The sequence below is a fragment of the Spirochaetota bacterium genome, from assembly GCA_004297825.1.
Lineage (GTDB): Bacteria > Spirochaetota > UBA4802 > UBA4802 > UBA5368 > FW300-bin19.
Genome location: SCSX01000006.1, coordinates 1 through 21,354, shown reverse-complemented (window position 1 = coordinate 21,354; position 21,354 = coordinate 1). Strand labels below are relative to the sequence as shown.

Sequence of the window (21,354 nt, the reverse complement as noted above, 5' to 3'; positions counted from 1 at the left end):
TGCGGCCGATCATATCCTGAATCCGTCGACCTTTTGCCGGAAGGTCTCGGCCATTCCGGCGACCTCTTCGGTGCTGCTCGCCAGCTCTTCCGCGCCCGCGGTGATGCTGTTGCTGCTGGCGGTAATGTTGGCGATGAGCCTCTTGATGTCTTCTATCGCGATCCGCTGCACCTTGGTCGTCATCCTGATCCCCTCGGACATGAGCTGGATCTCATTGGCCTCCTGCTGGACGTCCTCCTTGGTGCCCACCTGCTCCATGACCATCCGGCCGATTCCCTCGATCATCTGACCGATGGCGTTCACGCCGTCGATAATCGTCCTCATGGCATTAATGGTCCTTTCGACCCTCGCAAAGCCGCCGTTGATCTCCCCGTCGTTTTCGGCGATGATCCTGGTTATATCCCTGATGCTCGCCGCCGTCTGGGCGGCGAGCTTGGCGATTTCGTCGGCCACCACGGCGAAGCCGCGGCCCGCCTGTCCGGCCCGGGCGGCCTCGATGGCCGCGTTGAGCGAAAGCAGGTTTATCTTGTCGGATATATCGCCTATAATGGTAGTGATTCCGTTCATCTCGAGCGATGAATTGCCGATTTTCTTCATGCTCTCGTTCATCTCACCCAGGGCGGACTCGCCCTCGCGCGCCTGGCCGGTTATCCGTCGTATGACTTCCTGGGCGCTCCGGGTCTCCGCGCTCAAATTGTTGATAAGATGAGAAAGCTTGTCCATATTGAGGATCATCGCCTTGAGGTTTTCAAATTCCTTGTCTATGTCGGTCGCGATGCGGTCCATTTCGTTGGTGATCTCGCCGATCGTTATGGTGACCCGGTCGGCGCTGGAGTTCTGGTCGATGGCGTTCTGGGAAAAGGCCATGCTTACCGCCGACATCTCCTCCGCCGATGCCGCCAGGGTATTCGATGATTCGCGTATCCCCACAACGACGTCCCTGAGCTGCCGGGTAAACGCATTGAAGGCCTCCGCCATGTCCATGATTTCGTCCTGGCTTTCGGCGGTGAGCGTCGTGTTCAAATCGCAGGTCTTAAGGCTTTCAACCATGACATTGATGGGTGTGGCGATGCGGCCGGCCGCGAAAAAGAGAAAAACGGCGGCAATGATTATAATAATCCCCGTGATGCCCGCGGTCTCGAGATAGGCCTTGAGCACCTTGTTTTCCAGCTCGTTGAGATATGCCCCCGTTACCAGCATCCAGCCCCATTCTTTAAATTCCTTGGCATAGGCGAGATAGGGTTCGATGCGCGCGGGCTCGTTTTTCCATTGCCATTGGAATATATGCGCGCCCTCGCCGTTATCCCCGGACCGTACCGCCTCCATTAATTTTTTAAACGGGAAGGAGCCGTCGGGTCCGGGATAATCGCGCAGCATGACGCCCTCGAGATCGCTCCGGTAAGGGAAGACCATGGCCATGGAATCGGCGTTCATCACCAGGAGGGTGTCCGTATCGTCGTCGCCGAAACGCATCTTGTTGAACTGGTATTGGGCCTCCGTCTTCGCTTTCTCCTCGTCCATGAGCTTCATGCCGGATTTGAGGTGATACGTGGCGGCGATGCTATACGCCGTTTTGATGAGGCTCCTTACCTTTTCCTCTTCCTTCTGCAGAATGGTTGCGCGCATGGCGGGAATAAAATACAGGAATTGAAACGATGAAAACAGGAGAATGACGAACACGCCAATGGTGATTATCTTGCCGCGAATGGGGAGTCGATTCCAGAATCTGGCCATATCGGTACGGGTCCTCGTGTATCCGTGATTCATGAAAACCTGAAACAAGGTGATCATGGGGGTGCGTCGACGGACTAGGGAGAATGAACATCCTTATATGCCCAGAATATGAAGATTTGATTATTTTTTCGTTCAATTTGTATGACGCCGGATCCGGCGGGCCACCCCGCGGGGCGGAACCGCACGGAACGGCCGGGTATGATAGTGCGGATCAATAAACGGGGACAGGGATCAGAGATCGAAGTCCTTGTCGATCGAGATGCCCGACATGGCCTTCACGGGGCAGGCGATCTTGCACATCCCGCAGGCGACGCACAGGTCGGGGTCGAACCGCACCTCCATCCCCGGGCGTTCGATGGAGAGGGCGTCGGTGCGGCACACGGCGGTGCAGGCGCCGCACATGACGCACCGGGTCTCGTCCCGCTTCATCTTGTCGGCGAGGACTTCAACCTGCACCTGTTCGGATTCAAGGTAGCGGATTCCCTGTTCGATCTGCTCGGGGGTGCCGGCCAGCTCCAGGATGAGGCGCCCCTCCTGCTTGGGAAGTATCTTCGCCTCGAGCACGTTGAAGACGATGTGGTGTTCGGTCGCGAGCCGGTATATGAGGGGCTTGTACATTATATTCTGCTTGAATATGAGCAGCACGTTCCTGGAATTCATGGTCGACCTCTGAAAAGCAAGTATAGCGCGGAATTGCGCGATCCCGGCGCCGGGCGCGATTTTTACGCCGCGGATTCGGGCGCCGATTCGCCCGCGTGCCCGAATCCGGCCCTGATTTACGGGGAAACCGCATAATCCGGCGGCCTGAAATATCGGACACCCCTGACTTTACTGTTCCCGTTCGGAGCGGGCACTGTGCCCTGCCGCGCGCATTTCAGGAGTACGCAGGGGGCCCTCTATTGCAACAAAAAATTGTCCCCCATCAATCCGTGCGGCCGCTTAATGGAAGATGACCCTCACCAAATGCATCGCGGCAGCGTGCGGTACGGCGCTGCGCCTTACAACGTATACATCACGCTCACGAATATCCCGTACAACCGGTCATCCATCCAGCCGGAGGTAATATCGCTCGCCTCGGCGGCCGAAAGCCCCACGAAGCGGATGCGGTTCATCTGGATCCTGAGTCCCAGCGTGACGATCGGGAGACCCTCTCCCGGCATGATTCCCACCGTGGGCTCGAAATTGAATCCGTAGAGCTGCATCGGGCTGGTGAATTTTTCCACCCCCTGGTTGTTCCGGGGAGCGCCCACGGTGTTGTAGCTGTAACGCTTTTGCGGGTTCATCTCAAAATCCCCCCACATATAGATCGCGGACAGGTTTGCCGCGAAAAAGTAGTTCCGGCCAAACGGCAGGGAGTAACCCACCCCGAGCCCCGGGCCGTGGAAGAGCTGGTTGATGTTGAGGTCTTCCACGTACACACTGTTGAAGTTGTCGGGGGTCGCCAGGTTTATTTCAATCTGGGAAAATTTCGAGTTCAGGGAGTACAGCTTGTACCCGGCGAATACCTTGAACGACTCGGTCAGGCGATAGATGAAGGCGCTGTCGATATCGATCCGTTTCGTGGTGAAGGTGAATTTTGTGGTCCGCGCCGTTCCGGGATCGTGCGGCTTGTCATAGGAAGTGTCTTCCGCTTTTTGCGACCCGTACAGCCCCGATAGGGAGAACGACAACTCCGGGGTGAAAAGCAGGCTCGCGAGGGGGCCGTACATGGCGCCGTCGCCCATCCCCATGTCATTGAACTGCTCCGGACCGATATCCTTGATGAGCGGGTCCCACAGGAAATAGCCGCCCCGCGCGCCCAGGATCAGGTCCAGGGCATAGAGTGAAGAAAAGGCGCCCGTCGCGAGCAGGATCGCTACGATCGCCGCCAGTATCTTTTTCATCGCATACCTCCGGGTGTGATTAAAAATTAAATCAACAAAGAGCCATGTATGAATATAATAAGGCGGCGGGCGCGTTTTATTTTTTTGGGCCCCCGCACCCCCGGAGGGGGCAAGGGCCTAAGGTGAGAAAAACCTTTGGTTTTCAGGCAGATAATGAAGGCTGAGATATTCAGGTCTCCCACTGGGGAATTCAGGGGGCGGTGAGCTCGATTTCACCCTGGACGATTATCGAATCGCCCAGCAGCACGAGCACGCCGCGGACCCCGGGTACGCCCATGGCATAGCTGGCCGCGCGCTCCAGGTCCCTGTCGTCATTGACAAGGTTGCCCGCCCCGGTGGCGACGGCGTCGGCGAGGGCGGCGGTGTCGGCGAAGATGGTGGCGGCGTCGGCCCTGCCGAAGGAAAAGGAAGGGCCCACCTTCCCCGACGAGGTGCATACCCCCAGGGGCGTTCTCTCCGGCTTTACGATAAGCCCCATGCGCCCGCTGAAGGGGGAATGGCCCGCGAAGACCGCGATCCTGACCGGTTGATTGACGCGAAGCCAGATGTCGCCGCCGTTCTCGACGATTACCTCCTCCGAAAGCCCGGCGAGCATTCGTCCCGTGCGCTCCGCGACGGCGCCGGCCACCGCCGCCATGGGTCCCACGCCGGCGGCCTCCGAGGCGGCGTACATGTCCTCGACGATGCCGGGGGCCCCCGGTACCCGGGGGACGGGGGAGAACGAGCTCAGGAATTCCGGCTGGATATCCATGTGCGCACGAAGCGCGTCCCGCAGTCCGGCAACGAGCGCGGTGAGGGGTTCTGTGTAATCCCCGCGGGTGCGTACGTAGAGGTCGGTGGTTTCGACCTTCACGCGGTAGCTGGTCCATCGCGCCGAGTCCCCGAAATCGCGATACACCCGCTCGCCGCGGCGAAGCTCCATGCTCAGGACTTCCGGGAAGGCACCGTGAGGAGCGGAATCTGGGGTACGCCCAGGGTGAACCCGCCTTCCTGTATCCAGCCTTTCAGCCGGTCGGCGATTTTTCTCGCCATGGGATAGCTCGAGAGGGGCGCACTGGGAATGCTCTTGCCCATGACCTCGATCTTTCCGGATTTAAGCTCCTCGTAGCTCACCTCGGCCAGGGAGCGGTTCACGGCGTTGGGGTAGTCCTCGCCGTAATCGACGACCTGGCAGAAGATGTCTTTATCCGATACGCCGGTGAAGCGCGCGAGCTCCTCGTTGAGTATGGGGATGGGCACGCCCACCCCCACCATGAGCGAACACCCGTAACCGGTGAGCGAGGCGCCCCGTATGAACTCGGGCGACATCTCCTTCATGTCGCCCGTCACCGCGAGGGTGCCGGCCCCCTCGCGGACCACACCGTTTTCCCCGCGCATCGCGGCGGGGTTGTGCTGGGTGCCGCGCCAGCTTATCGCGCCCGCCGCGCCCCCCAGGAAGATGCGCGTCCCCGTGCCCAGGGTCCAGTAGTAGGGATCGTTCAGGAGGGGGGAGAGCTCGCCCGCGCTTGAGTAGGTCGCGTTCGCGAGCTTGGGGCGGAGTATGCCCATATAGGTATAGATAGTGCGCCGGGAAAGATTGACCGCGCAGTTGTAATTCTGGTAGGCGTTGCGCGGGTTGTACATGAACGCGTCGCGGAGGTCCTTGAGCGTGACAGTCGTCTCGTATTCGCGCAGGGGATAGCAGTCCGTTCCGTAGGACCGGGCCTTGAGCTTGATGCCCTTGCCCGCGATGAGGTCCTCGATCACGTGTCCCCCGCCGTACCTGAACTTCCCGGGGTGAACCTTGTTGAGGGGATCGTCCTCCTGCACCTGCGTCGCGCCGATATACAGGTCCACCGCGGCGAGCCCCCCGTAGGCCTCCACGTCGTTGAGCCACGCGCGTTCGGCCTTCATCTTGGGCCTGGTGTGCCCGAAGTTGATGAATGCCCCCGAGGAGCACATCGTTCCAAAAGTGCCGGTGGTCACCACGTCGACCTTCTTGAAGGCGCTTGCCGCCCCCTCCGACGCGACGAGCTTCGTCATCTCGTCGGCGCGGAGCACGACGGCCTTGCCCTGCCGTATCTTGTCGTTGATCTCCTCGTAGCTGCGCTTGATTTCGCATTCGCTCATGGGGCCGTCCTCCGGGCCGGTGCCGTAACACGGGCCAAAATTAAAGCGTATGCTATGAAAATCCGGTGGACAGTCAAATTAATATTTGAATTTCTGATCTTTTTAAACGGGCGGGGTCCGGGACGCCGCCCGGCCGGAATGTAGTTGCCATTTTCCCTTTAATGAGAGAATCTGCCTGTATGAAATCACGAATCCTTCACGGTCTAATATGGTCCATCATCGCGTGCTGCGCGGCATCCCCGAACCGCCCCGCGGCGGCGCAGGCCCGCGACGAGGCATTGCTCATCCCGGCGCGCGCGCTCCTGTACGCGCATACCGCCGGGGCGGCGCGCGTTCTCCCGCTCGCCTCGTACGCGCTCGAAAATCTTGCCGGGGCGGGGGAGGGGGCGGAAACCTGGATCCGCGACTTCAAGACCAGGACCGGCATAGACTTGCTCGATCCCGGGTCGATCACGCGCGCGGGCGTTGACGCCGCGCGGCCCGCGGCGCTCGCCTTCGTGCCGGGGGAGCGCGGGGACCGGCAGATCATGATACTGATTCCCGTTACCAATGAAAGCGAGGCGCCGCCGGCGTTCGTGAAACTGGTAAAGCAGTATCACGCGGACAAGCAGGGACTGGACCTCAATCCCGCGATGGTCATGCACCAGGGGACCGCGATCTACCAGATGCTCACCGACGTGTACTTCGCGGGCGTGGACGGATGCCTTCTCTTCGCCAACACGGACGCGCTCATAAAGGAAGCGATCGGGCTTCGCGCGATCGACGCGACGGCATCGCTTGCGGGGGACCCGGTGTTCCGCGCGTACCGGGAGCAGGCCGCGCCCGCGGAAGATATAAACGTGTTCATCCGGGGCGCATTTTTCCGCGACGCGGGCGGCGATGCCAAAACCGAGGCCGCTCCCTCCATTAAGCAGAAAAAGAAGAAAAAGAGAACTGCGGGCGGGAAGAGCGGGGGCGAGGTGATCGAGGAAGACGCCCCCGACGCGCGCAAGAACGCGATGGGTGCCCTTGAAAATTCGGGGATCCAGGGGATGGACTATGTCGCCGCCGGGCTTTCCCGCAAGGGCGGGGCGATCAGCCTTGTCATAGGCGCGGCGCCGGGGAAGGGGACGCAGGCCGAGCAGTTCATCCGCACCCTGTTCCGGCCGGGGCTTCCCGCGAACCTGCTCCCGGCGGCAAACCCGGTCGCCTATCTCTATTGTTCGCTCAACCTGAAATCGCTCGACGAGGCGTGCGTGAAGGGGCAGGGAGCCTTTTCGGCCGTGTGCGAAGAGTATCGGAAATCGCTCGCGTCGTTCGGAAAGGATTCCGGTATCGACCTGCGCGAGGATTTCATTAAGCGCTTTGACGGCTACGTGAACGTCGCCGTCCGGCCCGCGACCGCGTCGGGGTCCATGGACGGAATCGCGCTCATGCTTCCCCTGCACGACGCCGAGGGCGCATCGGCGCTGTGGAAAAAGCTTAAGGCCAACGGGAGGAAGAAGAATCCCGGGGACCGCTACGGGGAAACGGAGATAGGGGGCTATTCCGCGTTCTGGTTCCTGGACGAAAGGAGCAACCGGTTGTACGCGCTCGCCTCCGGGAAACAGCTCTATTTCTCGAATGACGAGGGGATGCTGCGCGAGGTGCTTTCCGGCGGGGCGGGCTTTTTCTCCGTGACCGGGGAGGAATCGATAAAAAATCTTGACGCGTCCGTGTTCCTCGCGTGGTATCTGAACCTTCGCGGCGAAAGCTGGCTCAAGGCCATGCTTCTCCTGGGCAGTTTCAGCGCGGGGCCGCAGGTGGTCGGGGTGCTCAACAGGCTGAAGACGGCGGCCGTTATCGGAAGGATGCAGGGTCAGTTCGTCTCGATCAGGATGCAGGTGGAGCTCTCGCCCGCGGGGGCTCGGTAGTGAATGAAGTATCTTTTTGGACCCGTTAACTCGCGACGCCTGGGGCTTTCACTGGGGGTCGACCTGGTCCCCTTTAAGACGTGTTCTTTGAATTGCGTATATTGCGAATGCGGGTGCACGACCGCGCTCACCGCGGACGTGGCCGAGTACGTTCCCACCGCCGCGGTGATCGCGGAGCTTGACGCGTACCTGGCCCCCGGGCCCGGGCTCGACGTGATCACCTTTTCCGGATCGGGGGAGCCTACGCTCCACAGCGGCCTGGGCCGCATCATCCGGCATATCAGGGAGGCGTACCCGTCCTACCGCACGGCGGTGCTCACCAACGGCACGCTCTTCTGGCGTGAAGACGTGAGGCGCGCGGTGCTGGACGCCCACGTACTCGTTCCCTCGCTGGACGCCGCGGGGGAGGAGGCATTCGCGTCCATCAACCGGCCCGCGCCGGGAATCACCGCGGCAAGAGTCGTGGACGGGCTCGCGGTGCTCGCGCGGGAATTTACGGGGGAGCTCATCGTCGAGGTCTTCCTGGTCCCGGGCATCAACGACGGCGCAGAGGAGCTTGCGCGGATACGCGACGCGTGCGGGAGAATCCGCCCCGCGCGCATCCAGATAAACGCGCTGGACCGTCCGGGGACCGAGCCGTGGGTGCGCCCGGCATCGAGGGAGGACCTTGAGCGCGCGGCGGCGTTTTTCGCCGGGTTCACGGTGGAGATCGTGGCGCGGCGCGCGCTCAGGGACGTACAGGCCGGGGGCGCGGCGTCCGGGGACCTGGCGAAGCGCCTGCTCGCGACATTGGAGCGCAGGCCCTCGACGCTGGACGACCTGGAGCGTACGCTCGGGGCTGCTCCAACCGAGATTCGCGCGGCGCTGGACGGCCTGGTGCGGGACGGCGCACTCGACTGCAAGGGCATGGGGGGCGAGGAGTACTATATCGTGCCCAAGTAACGGCGGAAAATATAAAACTCACTACACGTGGAATGACATGACAACGAGAAACGCGGAAAAAGAAGAAAAGAGAAGGATGCAGATTTTGCAGGCGGCCTATGACGTCATCGCGCAGAAGGGCTACAACAATTTCACGATCGAAGACATCGCGAACATGGCGGGACTCTCGAAGGGCGGCGTACTGCACTATTTCAAGACCAAGGAAGACATCCTCGTCTACCTGCTGGAACAGATGTACCGGGTGATCGAGGACACCATCAGGAAGCGCTCCCAGAAATACCGTTCCGCCGAGAAGAAGCTCAAGGCGATACTCATCGCCTTCATCGTCACCGCCAAGGGGCATCCGGCCCTCTACACGGTGCTCGTCGACTTCTGGGCGCAGATTCCCATCAACCCGCGTGTGCAGAACATACACGCGAAGATCTACAGTATTATCTGCGACGAGGTGAGGCTGACCATAGACGCGGGGGTCCAGGCGGGGGAATTCCAGCCCGTGGACTCGAAGAACACGGCCTTTGCCGTGGTGGGCATGATCATGAACGCGGCCATCCAGTGGACCTTCCACAAGGAGCTTTATAATATCGACCACGTCACGAAGACGAGCATGTCCATGGTAATGGCGTATTTAAGGAAGAAAGGCGCCTGAATCAGGCGGTGGCGAGGGGGAACACGATGCGGGCGAAGGTCTTGCCGCGCTCCGTGACCACGCTGAAGTTCCTGTAATTGACGTTGATGCTTTTCAAGAGCACCACCACCATTGAAAGCCCCAGCCCCATGCCCTCGGCAGCCGGGTCGGGGTTCTCCAGGTAGAATTCCGCGATGCTGTCGTACTTGGACGACTTTTCGATCCTGTCATGGATGCGGAAGAGCTCCCTTTTCTGAAGCGGCAGGTTGTTGACGACCTCGACGACGAGCCTGTCGCCGTGAAGCCTCAGGTAGGTCCGCGTCGTAAGGCGGGACTCCTTCGCCTTGATCCCGTACGCGAGCAGGGCCTCCTCGTTCAGGATGGTCCGGATCTTCTGCACGACCGCGATCACGTCGTCGGTATCGGAGATGACTCCCTCGTTTACCAGGATATGCTTGGCGTTCGCCTTCGTGGCGTTGGCTATGAGCTCCTTGATGCAGGAGAACACCGGGGTGAGCAGCTCCTCCTTCCCGAATTGCTCGAGGAGCTTCAGGAGTGCGAATTTGATCTTGTCCTCGGTGGAGGAGAGTGTGGCGTAGGAGATGAACACGATCTCGCTGCCCTTTTTGGCGGCGGTCAAGAGCTCCGGGTTTATGTTGCGTCCGTGGGCTTCCATGGCTGTCAGGTATACTATCGAACCTTTGCGGCTTCTAATAAAACGATTTTTAGGCACGCCCCGCCGCGCGTCAATCCCGATATTTCAGGAATATCCTCCGGAACGATTGGATGCTCCCGCCGAAAAGCCGAGCGAGGGCGGGGTCGAAGTGCTTCCCGGTCTGGCCGTCTCTGGTCTTTACGGGGTTTAAGGGGCGAAGCCCCTTAAAAGCCCCCCGCAGGGGCTCCCCGCGAGCGCGAGACGGCAGTTTCGCAGCAAGTCTAATATATTTTAGGCGCGTGCCGGTTTCAAAAGGATTGACAGCAGCCGTCATTTCAATTTAAAGATATGGTGATGAAAGAATTCGACGAAATGTCCGGCACCGAAAAGGCCGCGGCGCTCTTGGTGGCGCTGGGGACGGGCGTTGCCTCGGAGATTCTCCGGTACCTGGACGACGAGAGCATCGCGAAGATAAGCGAGGGGATCGCGAAGATAGAAAAGCTCTCGGCCGAGGAGCGGGAAAACCTGATAGGCGAGTTTCTCCTGCAGCTCAAGAAGCGCCGCTTCGAGGCGGTGGGGGGCGAATCCACGGCGAAAAACCTCCTGGTCACGGCCCTGGGGGAAGAGAAGGCCGGGGAGATTTTAAAGAAGCTTTCGCACCGAAACCTTGAAAAGGGCTTTGAATTCCTGAACGAGATCGATTCCGAGATCCTCGCGGGCATGATCCAGAAGGAGCATCCCCAGACGATCGCCGTCACACTCGCGCACCTGCCGGCCCAGAAGGCCGCGCAGCTCATGCAGAAGCTTCCCCCGGACGTCGCGAAGGACGCGGCGCGGCGCATGGCCCGCATGGACAAGACCTCGCCGGAGGCGATACTCGAGATCGCGCGGGTCATCCGGAAGAAATACGAGGCGGTAAAGTCCGCGGGGCACGATTTCGTCACCCCCGGCGGCGTGGGAAAGCTCGCCGATATCATGAACTACATGAGCGGGGACCAGGAGAAGCGCCTCATGGACCACTTCGAGGATTCGATCCCCGACGTGGCGCAGGAGATCCGCGACAGGATATTCACCTTCGAGAATACCGCGACCCTCTCGAACCAGGAGATGCGCCTGCTCATAGACGAGTTGGGCGACGACATGCTCGTCGTCAGGGCGCTCAAGGGAGCGGGGGACGAGATACGCTTCAAGTTCCTGCGCAACATGAGCCGCAACCGCGCGACCGACATCCTGAACGAGATTGATCTCATAGGCCCGCTCCGGGTGAGCGAGATCCAGTACGCCCGCGACCAGGTCGTCGCCGTGATGCGCGAGCTGAACGAGCGGGGGCTTATCGTGCTCCGGAAGACGAAAGAGGGGATGATAGACTGACCCGCACTACCTGCCGAAAATCTCCAGCGTGCCGTCCGCCCGGACGCGCGTGTAGAGCCTCGTGATCTTCTCGCCCACGTCTTCGGGCGCCGTCATGTAGTAATAGCGCGTAACGACATTCACGTAATTGATCGTGGACTGGATGGGGGGGACGGCGTAGCCGCTCCGCTGTACCCTCCCGAGCCCCGCGTGGTAGGCGGCGAGCGCCAGGGTGACGTCGCCCGCCAGCGCGTCTAAAAGGTAGCGGAAGTGCCGGATTCCCGCGGCGAGGTTCTGCCCGGGATCGAAGGCGTTTGTCACGCCGTAGGAGCGCGCGACCTCCGGCATGAGCTGCATGAGTCCCATCGCCCCCGCGTACGAGACCGCGTCCGGGTTGAAGTCCGATTCCACCTTCACGATGCACTTGACGAGGTCCGGGTCCACGCCGTGCTCCGCCGCGAGCCGCTCGATGAGCGCGTTGTAGACGCTCGCGAAGACGACGGGCCTGCGCTCCGGCTCCGCAGGATTGGAGTAGTGAAGGGTGCCGTCCCTGCCGGTCTCCTTTTTCACCTGGGCGGGAGCGCCCGCCGCGACAGCGAGAAAGGCGGCAAGCGCGCCGATGCGCAATGCGTTCTTATTCATGGCGTGGGCAGGGTATGGCGAGGCTTTCACGGCCGCAAGAAAAATTCGGGGGGCCGATGCGCCCGGTCCATCCCCCCGGCCTTAGTCGTTGTGTTCGGCGATCTCGCGGTTGAGCGCGTCGACCATGGCGAGGAGCCCCTGCGACGAATCCGACATGTCCTCGATCTTGGTCGAGCTGTTCTGGGAGAGCTCGTTGATGCCCGCGAGGGTCCTTGAAATCTCGTCGATCGCGTTCTTCTGCTCGTTCATCGCGCCCGAGATCGCGCGCGAGCGCTCGCGGACCTTCTCGGCGTTCTCGTTCACGGTGACGCTCGATTCGATCTGGAGCTTCATGTACTCGGCCATGGCCGACTGCTGGGCGGCGACCTCCTCGATCCCGCCTATGATGGCCTTGATCGTATCGACGGCCGCGGAGACGTTGCGCGTTCCCCCCTCGATCTCCGTATCGTTGGCGCGTATGAGGCGGTCGATCTCCTTGATGCTCGTCGCGGTCTGGTCCGCGAGCTTGGAGATCTCGTCCGCCACCACGGCGAATCCGCGCCCGAAGTCTCCCGCGCGCGCCGCCTCGATGGCCGCGTTGAGCGAAAGCAGGTTGATCCGGTCCGATATGTCGTTGATGATCTGGATGATGCCCGTCATCTCGCCCGAGCTCTTCCCGATATTGGCGATGCTCTCGTTCATGACCCGCAGCGAGTGCTCCCCGGACTTCGCCTTCCCGGCGATCCCGTCGATTACGGTGAGGACGTCCTTCATGCGCGCGCTCATGTCGGTGATGAGGCCGGAGAGCCCCTCCATGGCCTGGGCGAGCGCGGAGAGGCTTGCGTTCTGGTCGTCGGCGCTCGTGTAGACGTGGTCCATCCCCGCGGTGATCTGCTCGATGGAGGCGGACACCTCCTCGATCGCGGCGGCCTGGTTCTGGGTGTTGTCGGTGAAATCCGACAGGTTGGTCGCGATGCCCTGCGTCGCCCCCTTGATGCTGTCCGAGCGCTCCAGGAGCACCTGCTTGATGAACTCGGTCTTCGCGTCGCTCTTGATGGTCTCGATGTTCGCGAACTCGGTGGCGCGCCGGAATATCCTGAGCGTGAATAATCCCAGTATGAAAATGAACGTTTGCGAGAACAGGGAATCGACAAACGAGAGGGATATCTGCTCGTGGTATACCGGGTCGGCGCCCGGCTTCGCGATGAGGAAGGTGAGCACCGTGGCCGCGACGAGGGCCGCGTAGACGCCCGTGAGCATGCGCTTGCCCGAGAACATCACCGCGAAGGCGTAGGCCGCATAGGTGAAATGGATGAAGGAATTGAACGCGAGGTGCGGGGAGCGGATGCCGTAGCTGATAAGCCCCGCCATGATCACCACGGTCGCGCCGCCCACGAAGACGTTCGCCGCGAGGGTATAGCGCCCCTTCCTGAGTATTATGAAGCTCGCCAGGAGCACCAGGAAGAAGAACGGCGTGACCCGCAGGGAACGCAGGAGGCCTTCCACCGACAGGATCGCCAGGGCGATATGGACGAGGACGAGGAGCGGCAGGAAGATTATCTCGAAGAGGTATAACAGCCGCGCGCGCGCCTTGAGCAGGTACCCCGCGTCCGCGTAGGCGCTGAGCAGCCTGTTTCTTAAATCTTCCAGCATAAGGATCCTCCGTGTCAATTTGCGCTTGCAGAGCGTACCAGCACCGGGTGAAATGTGCAATAATAATTCTCGAAATCCCCTCAGGCTCCGCCAGCTCCCCTTTAGGTAAAGGGGAGCCATTAGGGGGCGCTGGTTGGTTTGGGGATCGGCGGATTTAAAAGACAGGCAATAAACATCCCCTGTAGCCCACCTTTATCAAAGGGGGGATGCCGGAGGCAGGGGGGATTTGAACAAACGCGAGGAAATGCAAAGCCATGAAAGAATTCCTGGACGGGACCCAATACCTGGACAAGGACGAGCCCGCGATCGCCGCCTTCGCGCGCGAGACCGCCGAAGGGGCGCGTGACGATGCGGAGAAGGCCGTGCGCCTGTACTATGCCGTGCGCGACGGGGTGCGCTACAATCCCTACGCGCTGTCGGCCGATCCCGCGACCTACCGCGCGAGCTTCGTGCTTGCCCAAAAGGAGGGCTATTGCGTGCAGAAGTGCATATTACTCGCCGCCGCGGCCCGCGCGGCGGGGGTCCCCGCGCGCGTGCGCTTCGCGACCGTAAAAAACCACCTGGCCACGGCGCATCTCCGGGAGCTCATGCGCACCGACCTCTTCGTCTTCCACGGGCTCACGGAGTTTTTCCTGGGGGGCCGCTGGGTGAAGGCGACCCCCGCGTTCAACCTGTCGATGTGCGAGAAGTTCGGGGTGCTCCCGCTCGAGTTCGACGGGACGGCGGACTCGGTGTTTCACCCGTTCGACCGCGCGGGGAACCGGCACATGGAGTACGTCCACGACTACGGCCCGTTCGCGGATTTCCCATTCGAGTATATGATGGAAGAATACAGGAAGTATTATCCGCATTTCTTCGAGGCCGGGGCGATCGAGGCGGCGCGGAGGGGGGATTTTGAGAGGGAGGCGGGAGGGGGTTGATATGTCCTGGGCGGGGGACAGTCGCCGATAGCGATTGTTGCACATAACGAGTGCGCGGCGGTTCACTTGACCCGCTGGCAGGGGGAGGCTTGCCGGGGGTGTTGTTCCGCGAACACCCCCGGCACCCCCGCGCGGCTCGCTCAGGCGCCGCGAGGGGCTGGCGCCCTACTGTTTCGGCCCTGCGGGCTCCCCTGCGCTTCTCGCGCGCGGCGGGCCTGCGGGAAATCGCCCATAAGGCCGGGCGATAGGTCCTCGGCCCTTTTATAGACAAGACATGGCTCAATCAAGGAAATTCTTTTTCCGGTCTCCGCCGCGCGCTGCGATGCTCGGCGAAACAGGATGGCGCTTGTTTTGCAACAATGCTATTGACTGATGTTTGCTATTAACACTCTGTAAGTGGGGCGATATCTGGATAGAGAAAGGGGAAATTTCAAATTGTCCCTATGTCATTCTAATGCAACAACCGACCTTCGCCTTTATCTCATCCATCTCGTCCATCCCCACATCTGCCCCTTTTGCGTAGTTCGTTTTTTATGATGCCATATTCCTTTGACGTCGTAATGTTGGAATCCAGCATGGAGGATGAGACGACGAAATTACTATTCATCATGGTCCAGCCTCTCACACTCATGGAGCGCTTCTTTCATTTCCTTAATGGACTTTTTATCAAATGACCCTGAAAAACGAAGCAATTCCGAACCACTTGAACCCATTGGCCGCGATACGAGCATGGCCCGGGCATATTCATGAAGCTTTTTTTGCTGGCCCAGTGATAGTTTATTAACATCCTCGATGATGATTTTTTTTAAACCGCGTTTCATCATGAAATTTTTCCCCTTATGGATCACCCTTTCTTCTTGTTCCAAGTTAACATTTCCTCCAATTTTTTACAACGACTTTCCCGGCAACTGTTGAAATTGGAAAGTGCGTGAGAACGTACGTAACATGCCTTTGTTCGAAATATACAACCGATTATGCGGGAGCACGAGAAGGCGCGAAAACGTGCGAAACGAAGGCGCGCAAGCGTTTGCGCGCCTTCGTTTCGCACACGGGTATCACGCACCATAATCTGCGGACCCCGATGCCTTTTTAAGTCCTTCGCGCATGAAGAGATTGTAGCCCGTCATCCGGCGCCGCTTCGCCTTCGTGTTCCATGCGGCACGCTCTTCGGGCGGCAGTGATTTCCACGCGTGGACGCGTTCCGTGAAGGCGCTCCTTCCGGCCTGCTGCGCGGCCGTGCGCGGGTTCGCCGGGACGACGTGCCTGCGGACGCACTGCCGGCCCTTCCGCGAATAATAGACCATGCCGTCCAGGGACCCGGTGAATTCGTTGAATGCAATGTTGAGCGATATCAATGCCATGTCGTACATCCTCCTTCGATGGGTACGCGCTCGTGCGCGTCGTCGTTTATACGAACGGGGGGAGGAAAATCGAAATAAATTTATGGGCAATAAGGAACATCCGCCGGACCGTGACCGGAGCGAAACTACACGAGCACGGGAGCGATGAATGAGGGGAAGAGGACCGGAATGAGAGGGAAAAGGGAGGGGAAGGGGCGGCCGGGGGAAACTTTAGGGGACAGTGATTTGAGGAACCGCCGGGAGCAGCGGGCGGCATTGGGGCATTGTCAACAGGGCCCTCTCTATTAGTACGCCTTAATAGAAGAATTATTGAACGGTTTTTTAAAAAATTCCCATTTTTGCCATTGGTCAAAATTCACAGGGCAATCACCACATTCTTCTTGACAATTTTCCGCGATTTATTTCTGCTTTTCAATGAAACGTGGAGAAGGGAATTCAAGGATCCCGATCCGGCTGTGTCGCAACACGAGCCCGACAAATATATATACGGGATTCGCTCACCGGGACGTTCATACCGGCATCACCGTCGCACGCGGTTGAAAAAGCAGATAACGCCGCTGTTCGCTCAATGATCTCGTAGTTAAAGTCGTATTACCCGAAACGATTCGCCGGGATTCGCACCGGCGGCGGAGTGCCGTTCACTCCGCCCGGCCCGTTATGCGCGAATATCCCCCGAATCCGGGTCACGGAGGTACAGGGCGAAAAATCCGCCTTATGCCGGCCGGCGGAGCTTTGCGTTCGCATAACGGGATGCCGGTCAGTCCGTTATGTGAAAATTGGTAAACCGGATACGCCTTTTGTTACCGAAATATAGCCGCCTTAACTGGATTAACTCAAAATTTCCGGAGGGACGTATGAAAAAGCTCATCCTCGTCATGATCGTTCTGCTGACCGCGGGCCTGCTGGCCTGCGGATCGAACAACTACCTTGCGACGGAGAAGATTGATACCGTGATTCCGGACGATGGCGGGGACGGGACGGTTGAGGAGCATGAGCTTTTTACGCTTGCGCCCGGGAGTTGGGTGCCGCTCGCGAGCGTGGGTGGGACAGTTGACCCGGTGGGGACTGCGCTTGAAGAGGACTTTGATGGGGATGGGATTAAGAACGAGGACGAGACGACCACGAATATATGGGTGGCGGATTACCCGGTGATTGAGACGAATATTGCGACCCCGGTGAGTATGAGGATTGAGATTTTAGAAACAGGGACGACTACGTATGAGACGGTGTCGTCGGAAATAAGCTCGGATGATATATCGCGCACCATGGACTTTTCCAGTGAGGCGGCGCACAGGGAAGAGGTGAATCTGAAGACGGTGCAGTACCAGGACTCATACAATTGGTCGAAAAGCGATAAAGTTTCTAAATCAAAAAGCGCAAGCTATAGTGCGAATGCCAGCGCAGCGGGATTCGGCGGAGGCCACAGCGGTTCATATTCCAGCTCCGTGTCGAGGGAACATAGCAGGTCGTATGGTGAAACAAAAACGAAATGGAAGGACGTTCCTTTCAAAAACAATGTAAAGAAAACCGGTTGGGAGCTAAAACGAAGCGAAGCTGCGAAAAATTCAAGGCAGCTACGCAGCGAAATTCGCAGTAAAACGAACGGACAATTCGAAACGAGAGCAAATGCCGGATATATTCGTGCGGCGCTGTATATCACCAACCTGACCGTCAATATCCCTGTAAAACTTTCAAACATTTTATGCTCGTTTCTCCTGGAAGCACCTGATGGACAATTGATCCCCATTGAGAGCTTTCGGCTTCGCAACGATGACTATTCGAAATTCGAAATTGACCTCTATGGCGACAGCACATTTGGACCGTATGTTATTGAACTCAAGAACCTTAATACCAATGAGATAAAAGACGCGATCGCGAAGGGGTATAACCCGCGCATATTTATCGTCGATTACGATATGACCCATGTCGAAGATTCAAATTACAGGCAAGCGCTTGGTGCAAATTTTCCGGGTGATAATCTTAAAATAATTGAGGAGAACGCGAAAGGGCGATCCGCAGGGGTTAAGTTCGTAGCTCAGAACTTGCGTGAATTTTACCGTGTAGTGGCATTCGAGACAAACGGAGTCGAAGGTAGAAATACCGCGACAGGTGTAACGGAAGTTGCTCCCGGAGTATCGCTCGAAAAAGCCCTGGAGCGCATCAGCTATTCGGGGGCCAGCATCGAGGTTGCTAATTATGTCTTCGATTTTACCGGTGCTATGAAACGAGATTTTAAAATCAAAGATCTCAACGGCGCGGAATTTAGCTGTGGCGGCCGTTTTAAAATGCGCATGGTCCATTCGATAAACGGAATTACCGCCAATGTTCCTATGGACCCCAGGCTCGCGCCAATCCATGAAATCGATGGAACCTATACTTATATCATGAAACCCATCCCCCAATGGACGGAAGAGGAGATATCGAATTTTGCACTCTGGATTGTATACAATAAAAGCCGTTACTATGAACCGTCAGCTTTCAGTTTAGCCAACGATGCTGTTCGCCTGTATACCTATACCGACGGGGACGGTGTTCAGTGGAGCGTTCCTGAGACAAAAGGCATAGGCGATATGATATGGCCGGGCGACCATTACGATATCGTTTACATGAACATGATTGAGTATATCGGCGAAACGGAACAGTTCGGGCATAACCCGGTAGAGACGTACGATCCTATCACCATGAACACCCGATGGAACCAAAGCGACTTTCCCGTGGATGAATTGGGAAACAAGCAATATTACAAACCCGACGTGAATTCGATCTTCCTGGGAGAGGCAATTCTGGGGGACACCGTTGAATTCAAATTCAAGCTGAACGGCACGTGGGGATTAAACCCGGTCTTTGGAAACCATCTTTTAAGCGACGGCATAGAGTCGTGGAATGATTTCGACTACCGCTGGCTCAAGAGCACGAAGCAATTCGATTACCGGCAGGCGCTCGATTTCGAGCTGAACTTCGGCCTGGGAGGGGAGTACCAGGACTGGGTTAATTTGATTCCCGAGCGAAGCCCCTTCTCCAGGCATTACACGTTTTACCAGGACGGTGCTGCTATCGATTATTCGTGGGACTACCTTGGGCAGGAGTTCACCGTAAAACTGAAGATTCCAGGCGCCCTTGAGGGAGTAGGCGACGACGGGATCGTGCGGCTCTATTTACGCCCCGCGTTGAACGGCGCCTACAGGGAATCGATCTGGCCCCTCTCCAATACCGAGGTCAAGAAATTCCGCGGCGTGCTCGCCCAGGATTTGGTCGACGGCACAACTGTAGTAAAGCTAAAATATCCGGTAGGTTCGATTGCATCGGGGGATACGATACGAATTCAGGCAGGATCCGGCGCGGTTTCAGGGACCATTTCCACCTATGCGCCTAATGGTGATACCATAGAAATTACCCTCTTGACCGCGCTTTCCCTGGACGACCCGATCCGCAAGGGCTCCCAGGCCTATGTCGACTTTGCCGCGGGAGGGGGGCCGGATACGCAGTACCTTGCGCTTGAAATGGACGGTGGTTTATGGAGCGATTGGAATGATTTGTGCAACCAGCTTTCGGGAGGTTGGGAGGGCAATAATGCACCCCTTGCGGCGGGAGACGGGAACAATCTTGGATTTGGGCTTGCCACGATAGTCGAGAACTGGCTGGGGCATAATTTTTACAGCAACCCGGAGTACAACGCCTGGACCGACTCGAAAAAGATTGGGGACTTTATTCATGGGGCGGTAACGCCACTGGTTCAAGCGGGGACGAAGCTCTTGCGGCTGGTAATGCCGATTGAGTTTGAGGGCAATGATTTTCTGGTGAGCACGAGCAATGTAGGTGACCAGATATTTCCCTATGTTTCGATCGCTGATGGACGTGCGCTAGTAGTGTGGCGATCATTTGATAGTGGGAGCACTCCCGATATTCGCGGGCGCGTCATAGATATGACGAACGGGGCGCCGGTAGGAACTGATTTTCTGGTGAATACGACTCAAGCAAATGAACAAATAGATGCTCAAGTATTGATTGCGAATGGACGTGCGATTGTAGTGTGGAGTTCAAGGGATAATGGAAGTAACTATGATATCCGTGGACGCATGGTGGACATGGCCACAGGAGCGCCGTTGGCTACTGATTTCCTGGTGAGCACAAGCAATGCGGGTGAGCAACTAAATCCGCTAGTCTCGATCGAGGACGGTCGCGCGCTGGTGGTGTGGCATTCAAGTGACAATGGGAGCAATTATGATATCCGCGGACGCATGGTGGACATGGCCACAGGAGCGCCGTTGGCAACTGATTTCCTGGTGAGCACAAGCAATGCGGGTGAGCAACTAAATCCGCTAGTCTCGATCGAGGACGGGCGCGCGCTGGTGGTGTGGCAGTCAATCGATAACGGGAGCAATTATGATATCCGCGGGCGCGTGGTGGACATGGCCACAGGAGCGCCAGTGGGGACTGATTTTCTGGTGAGCACGAACAATGCGGGTAATCAATCTGCTCTTGAATTCTCGATTGGGGGTGGTCGCGCGCTGGTGGTGTGGCATTCAACTGATAACGGGAGCAATTATGATATCCGCGGGCGTGTAGTGGACATGTTTACAGGGGCGCCGGTGGCAACTGATTTCCTGGTGAGCACGAGCAATGCAAGCGATCAACAATTTCCCCAAGTATCAATTGCGGGCGGACGTGCACTGGTAGTGTGGCGTTCAAGGGATAACGGGAGTAATTATGATATCCGCGGGCGTGTAGTGGACATGGCCACAGAAGCGCCGTTGGCAGGTGATTTTCTGGTGAGCACGAGCAATGATGGCGAGCAAGAAAATCCCCAAGTCACGATTACGGACAGCCGTGCGCTGGTAGTATGGCATTCAAGGGATAACGGGAGTAATGCCGATATCCGCGGGCGCGTAGTGGACATGGCCACAGGAGCGCCATTGGCAACTGATTTCCTGGTGAGCACAAGCAATGCAGGCGATCAATGGTTTCCTCGAGTATCGATTGCGGACGGCCGTGCGCTGGTGGTATGGTATTCAAGTGATAACGGGAGCAATTATGATATCCGCGGGCGTGTGATTGATTTCAAAAGCCAAGTTCCTTTTGGTGAACAAAACTTTTTCGTCTCCCCGCTCATCGAGCGCGATTACGAGGTGAAGGCGAGGATCGTGGAGTGACCTCACCCCCCGGCCCCCTCTCCCATAGGAGAGGGGGAGATCAAAGGGAAGCTTTTTATAGGAATCAGGATTCATTTGAAGAACGGATCAGATAATAGTGGAACGAGCACCATTACGGGCACCCCTCTCCCCGTGGGAGAGGGGCCGGGGGTGAGGTCAGGCATCATCCGCGGCCAGCGCGTAACCGGGGATAAAATTATCGCGTCGCGGACTTATCGCTCCGAGATGACCGATGCGGAAAAGATCATTTGGGAGCTCGTGCGCAACAGAAAGTTTCGCAATCTGAAATTCCGGAGGCAGCAAATTATTGACGGGTTCATCGTCGACTTCTATTGCGAAGAGCTTCGCTTGTGTTTGGAGATAGACGGCGGGGTGCATGACGATGAAGAGCAACGGAAATACGACAGGGAGCGCGACGCGGTGCTCGCCCAACGGGGAGTACGGATCGTGCGGTTGAGG

The 21,354-nt window shown here is 58.3% G+C and carries 17 protein-coding genes; 7 read left to right on the top strand and 10 right to left on the bottom strand.

Going from position 1 to position 21,354, the window contains the following annotated elements; genetic code table 11:
- Positions 1–9: 9 nt before the first annotated feature.
- From EPN93_00625 to EPN93_00605, 5 genes are all read right to left on the bottom strand, one after another.
- Positions 10–1,791: a methyl-accepting chemotaxis protein gene (locus EPN93_00625; protein ID TAL39782.1), complete on the bottom strand. Its 1,782-nt coding sequence runs from the start codon at positions 1,789–1,791 to the stop codon at positions 10–12.
- 174 nt (positions 1,792–1,965) lie between these two features.
- Entirely contained in the window at positions 1,966–2,394 is a 429-nt protein-coding gene (locus EPN93_00620; protein ID TAL39781.1) for a 4Fe-4S dicluster domain-containing protein, read from the bottom strand.
- Between the two features lie 338 nt (positions 2,395–2,732).
- Positions 2,733–3,617 (bottom strand): hypothetical protein, encoded by an 885-nt coding sequence (locus EPN93_00615; GenBank protein TAL39780.1) that lies wholly within the window; start codon positions 3,615–3,617, stop codon positions 2,733–2,735.
- Positions 3,618–3,807: 190 nt separating this feature from the next.
- Positions 3,808–4,539 (bottom strand): UPF0280 family protein, encoded by a 732-nt coding sequence (locus tag EPN93_00610; protein ID TAL39779.1) that lies wholly within the window; start codon positions 4,537–4,539, stop codon positions 3,808–3,810.
- Between the two features lie 2 nt (positions 4,540–4,541).
- On the bottom strand, positions 4,542–5,726 hold the full coding sequence (locus tag EPN93_00605; protein ID TAL39778.1) for a hypothetical protein: 1,185 nt from the start codon (positions 5,724–5,726) through the stop codon (positions 4,542–4,544).
- 179 nt (positions 5,727–5,905) lie between these two features.
- On the opposite strand from EPN93_00605, the gene EPN93_00600 reads away from it, so the two are divergent.
- Genes EPN93_00600 through EPN93_00590 form a run of 3 tightly spaced genes read left to right on the top strand, consistent with a single transcriptional unit; the run spans position 5,906 to position 9,206 of the window.
- Positions 5,906–7,618, top strand: coding sequence for a hypothetical protein (locus EPN93_00600; protein TAL39777.1), 1,713 nt, complete (start codon positions 5,906–5,908; stop codon positions 7,616–7,618).
- Between the two features lie 3 nt (positions 7,619–7,621).
- Complete coding sequence (locus EPN93_00595; protein TAL39776.1) at positions 7,622–8,560, top strand: radical SAM protein; 939 nt, start codon at positions 7,622–7,624, stop codon at positions 8,558–8,560.
- Between the two features lie 37 nt (positions 8,561–8,597).
- The gene (locus EPN93_00590; protein TAL39775.1) at positions 8,598–9,206 is read left to right on the top strand and encodes a TetR/AcrR family transcriptional regulator; all 609 of its coding nucleotides are present in this window, start codon (positions 8,598–8,600) and stop codon (positions 9,204–9,206) included.
- Position 9,207: 1 nt separating this feature from the next.
- Here the strand turns inward: EPN93_00590 and EPN93_00585 are convergent, their stop codons facing one another.
- Positions 9,208–9,861: a hypothetical protein gene (locus EPN93_00585; protein TAL39774.1), complete on the bottom strand. Its 654-nt coding sequence runs from the start codon at positions 9,859–9,861 to the stop codon at positions 9,208–9,210.
- Positions 9,862–10,188: 327 nt separating this feature from the next.
- Between EPN93_00585 and fliG the strand changes: the two genes are divergently transcribed.
- Positions 10,189–11,211 (top strand): flagellar motor switch protein FliG, encoded by a 1,023-nt coding sequence (gene fliG, locus EPN93_00580; protein TAL39773.1) that lies wholly within the window; start codon positions 10,189–10,191, stop codon positions 11,209–11,211.
- A gap of 6 nt (positions 11,212–11,217) precedes the next feature.
- On the opposite strand, the gene EPN93_00575 is transcribed toward fliG, so the two are convergent.
- A complete protein-coding gene (locus EPN93_00575; GenBank protein TAL39772.1) occupies positions 11,218–11,832 on the bottom strand; it encodes a lytic transglycosylase domain-containing protein in 615 nt (204 codons plus the stop codon).
- 81 nt (positions 11,833–11,913) lie between these two features.
- Positions 11,914–13,584 carry a hypothetical protein gene (locus EPN93_00570; GenBank protein ID TAL39771.1) on the bottom strand — a complete coding sequence of 557 codons (1,671 nt, stop codon included), beginning with the start codon at positions 13,582–13,584 and terminating at the stop codon, positions 11,914–11,916.
- Between the two features lie 134 nt (positions 13,585–13,718).
- Here EPN93_00570 and EPN93_00565 point away from each other — a divergent pair, with 134 nt between their 5' ends.
- A complete protein-coding gene (locus EPN93_00565) occupies positions 13,719–14,384 on the top strand; it encodes a transglutaminase family protein (protein ID TAL39770.1) in 666 nt (221 codons plus the stop codon).
- 599 nt (positions 14,385–14,983) lie between these two features.
- Here EPN93_00565 and EPN93_00560 read toward each other — a convergent pair.
- Both EPN93_00560 and EPN93_00555 read right to left on the bottom strand, forming a co-directional pair.
- The gene (locus tag EPN93_00560) at positions 14,984–15,250 is read right to left on the bottom strand and encodes a hypothetical protein (GenBank protein TAL39769.1); all 267 of its coding nucleotides are present in this window, start codon (positions 15,248–15,250) and stop codon (positions 14,984–14,986) included.
- A 189-nt stretch (positions 15,251–15,439) separates the two neighbouring features.
- Positions 15,440–15,745 carry a hypothetical protein gene (locus tag EPN93_00555; protein TAL39768.1) on the bottom strand — a complete coding sequence of 102 codons (306 nt, stop codon included), beginning with the start codon at positions 15,743–15,745 and terminating at the stop codon, positions 15,440–15,442.
- A gap of 854 nt (positions 15,746–16,599) precedes the next feature.
- Here EPN93_00555 and EPN93_00550 point away from each other — a divergent pair.
- Both EPN93_00550 and EPN93_00545 read left to right on the top strand, forming a co-directional pair.
- Entirely contained in the window at positions 16,600–20,895 is a 4,296-nt protein-coding gene (locus EPN93_00550) for a hypothetical protein (protein ID TAL39767.1), read from the top strand.
- Between the two features lie 225 nt (positions 20,896–21,120).
- Positions 21,121–21,354, top strand: a 234-nt coding sequence (locus tag EPN93_00545; protein ID TAL39766.1) for a DUF559 domain-containing protein, incomplete at its 3' end; no start/stop codon positions are given.

Excerpts from the sequence above, each read along its gene's own strand:
- EPN93_00550 (TAL39767.1), top strand. The coding sequence starts at position 16,600 with ATGAAAAAGCTCATCCTCGTCATGATCGTTCTGCTGACCGCGGGCCTG.
- EPN93_00585 (TAL39774.1), bottom strand. The coding sequence starts at position 9,861 with ATGGAAGCCCACGGACGCAACATAAACCCGGAGCTCTTGACCGCCGCC.
- EPN93_00555 (TAL39768.1), bottom strand. The coding sequence starts at position 15,745 with ATGGCATTGATATCGCTCAACATTGCATTCAACGAATTCACCGGGTCC.
- fliG (TAL39773.1), top strand. The coding sequence starts at position 10,189 with ATGGTGATGAAAGAATTCGACGAAATGTCCGGCACCGAAAAGGCCGCG.
- EPN93_00610 (TAL39779.1), bottom strand. The coding sequence starts at position 4,539 with ATGGAGCTTCGCCGCGGCGAGCGGGTGTATCGCGATTTCGGGGACTCG.
- EPN93_00590 (TAL39775.1), top strand. The coding sequence starts at position 8,598 with ATGACAACGAGAAACGCGGAAAAAGAAGAAAAGAGAAGGATGCAGATT.
- EPN93_00575 (TAL39772.1), bottom strand. The coding sequence starts at position 11,832 with ATGAATAAGAACGCATTGCGCATCGGCGCGCTTGCCGCCTTTCTCGCT.
- EPN93_00615 (TAL39780.1), bottom strand. The coding sequence starts at position 3,617 with ATGAAAAAGATACTGGCGGCGATCGTAGCGATCCTGCTCGCGACGGGC.
- EPN93_00565 (TAL39770.1), top strand. The coding sequence starts at position 13,719 with ATGAAAGAATTCCTGGACGGGACCCAATACCTGGACAAGGACGAGCCC.
- EPN93_00620 (TAL39781.1), bottom strand. The coding sequence starts at position 2,394 with ATGAATTCCAGGAACGTGCTGCTCATATTCAAGCAGAATATAATGTAC.
- EPN93_00625 (TAL39782.1), bottom strand. The coding sequence starts at position 1,791 with ATGATCACCTTGTTTCAGGTTTTCATGAATCACGGATACACGAGGACC.
- EPN93_00570 (TAL39771.1), bottom strand. The coding sequence starts at position 13,584 with ATGGCTCCCCTTTACCTAAAGGGGAGCTGGCGGAGCCTGAGGGGATTT.
- EPN93_00605 (TAL39778.1), bottom strand. The coding sequence starts at position 5,726 with ATGAGCGAATGCGAAATCAAGCGCAGCTACGAGGAGATCAACGACAAG.
- EPN93_00600 (TAL39777.1), top strand. The coding sequence starts at position 5,906 with ATGAAATCACGAATCCTTCACGGTCTAATATGGTCCATCATCGCGTGC.
- EPN93_00595 (TAL39776.1), top strand. The coding sequence starts at position 7,622 with ATGAAGTATCTTTTTGGACCCGTTAACTCGCGACGCCTGGGGCTTTCA.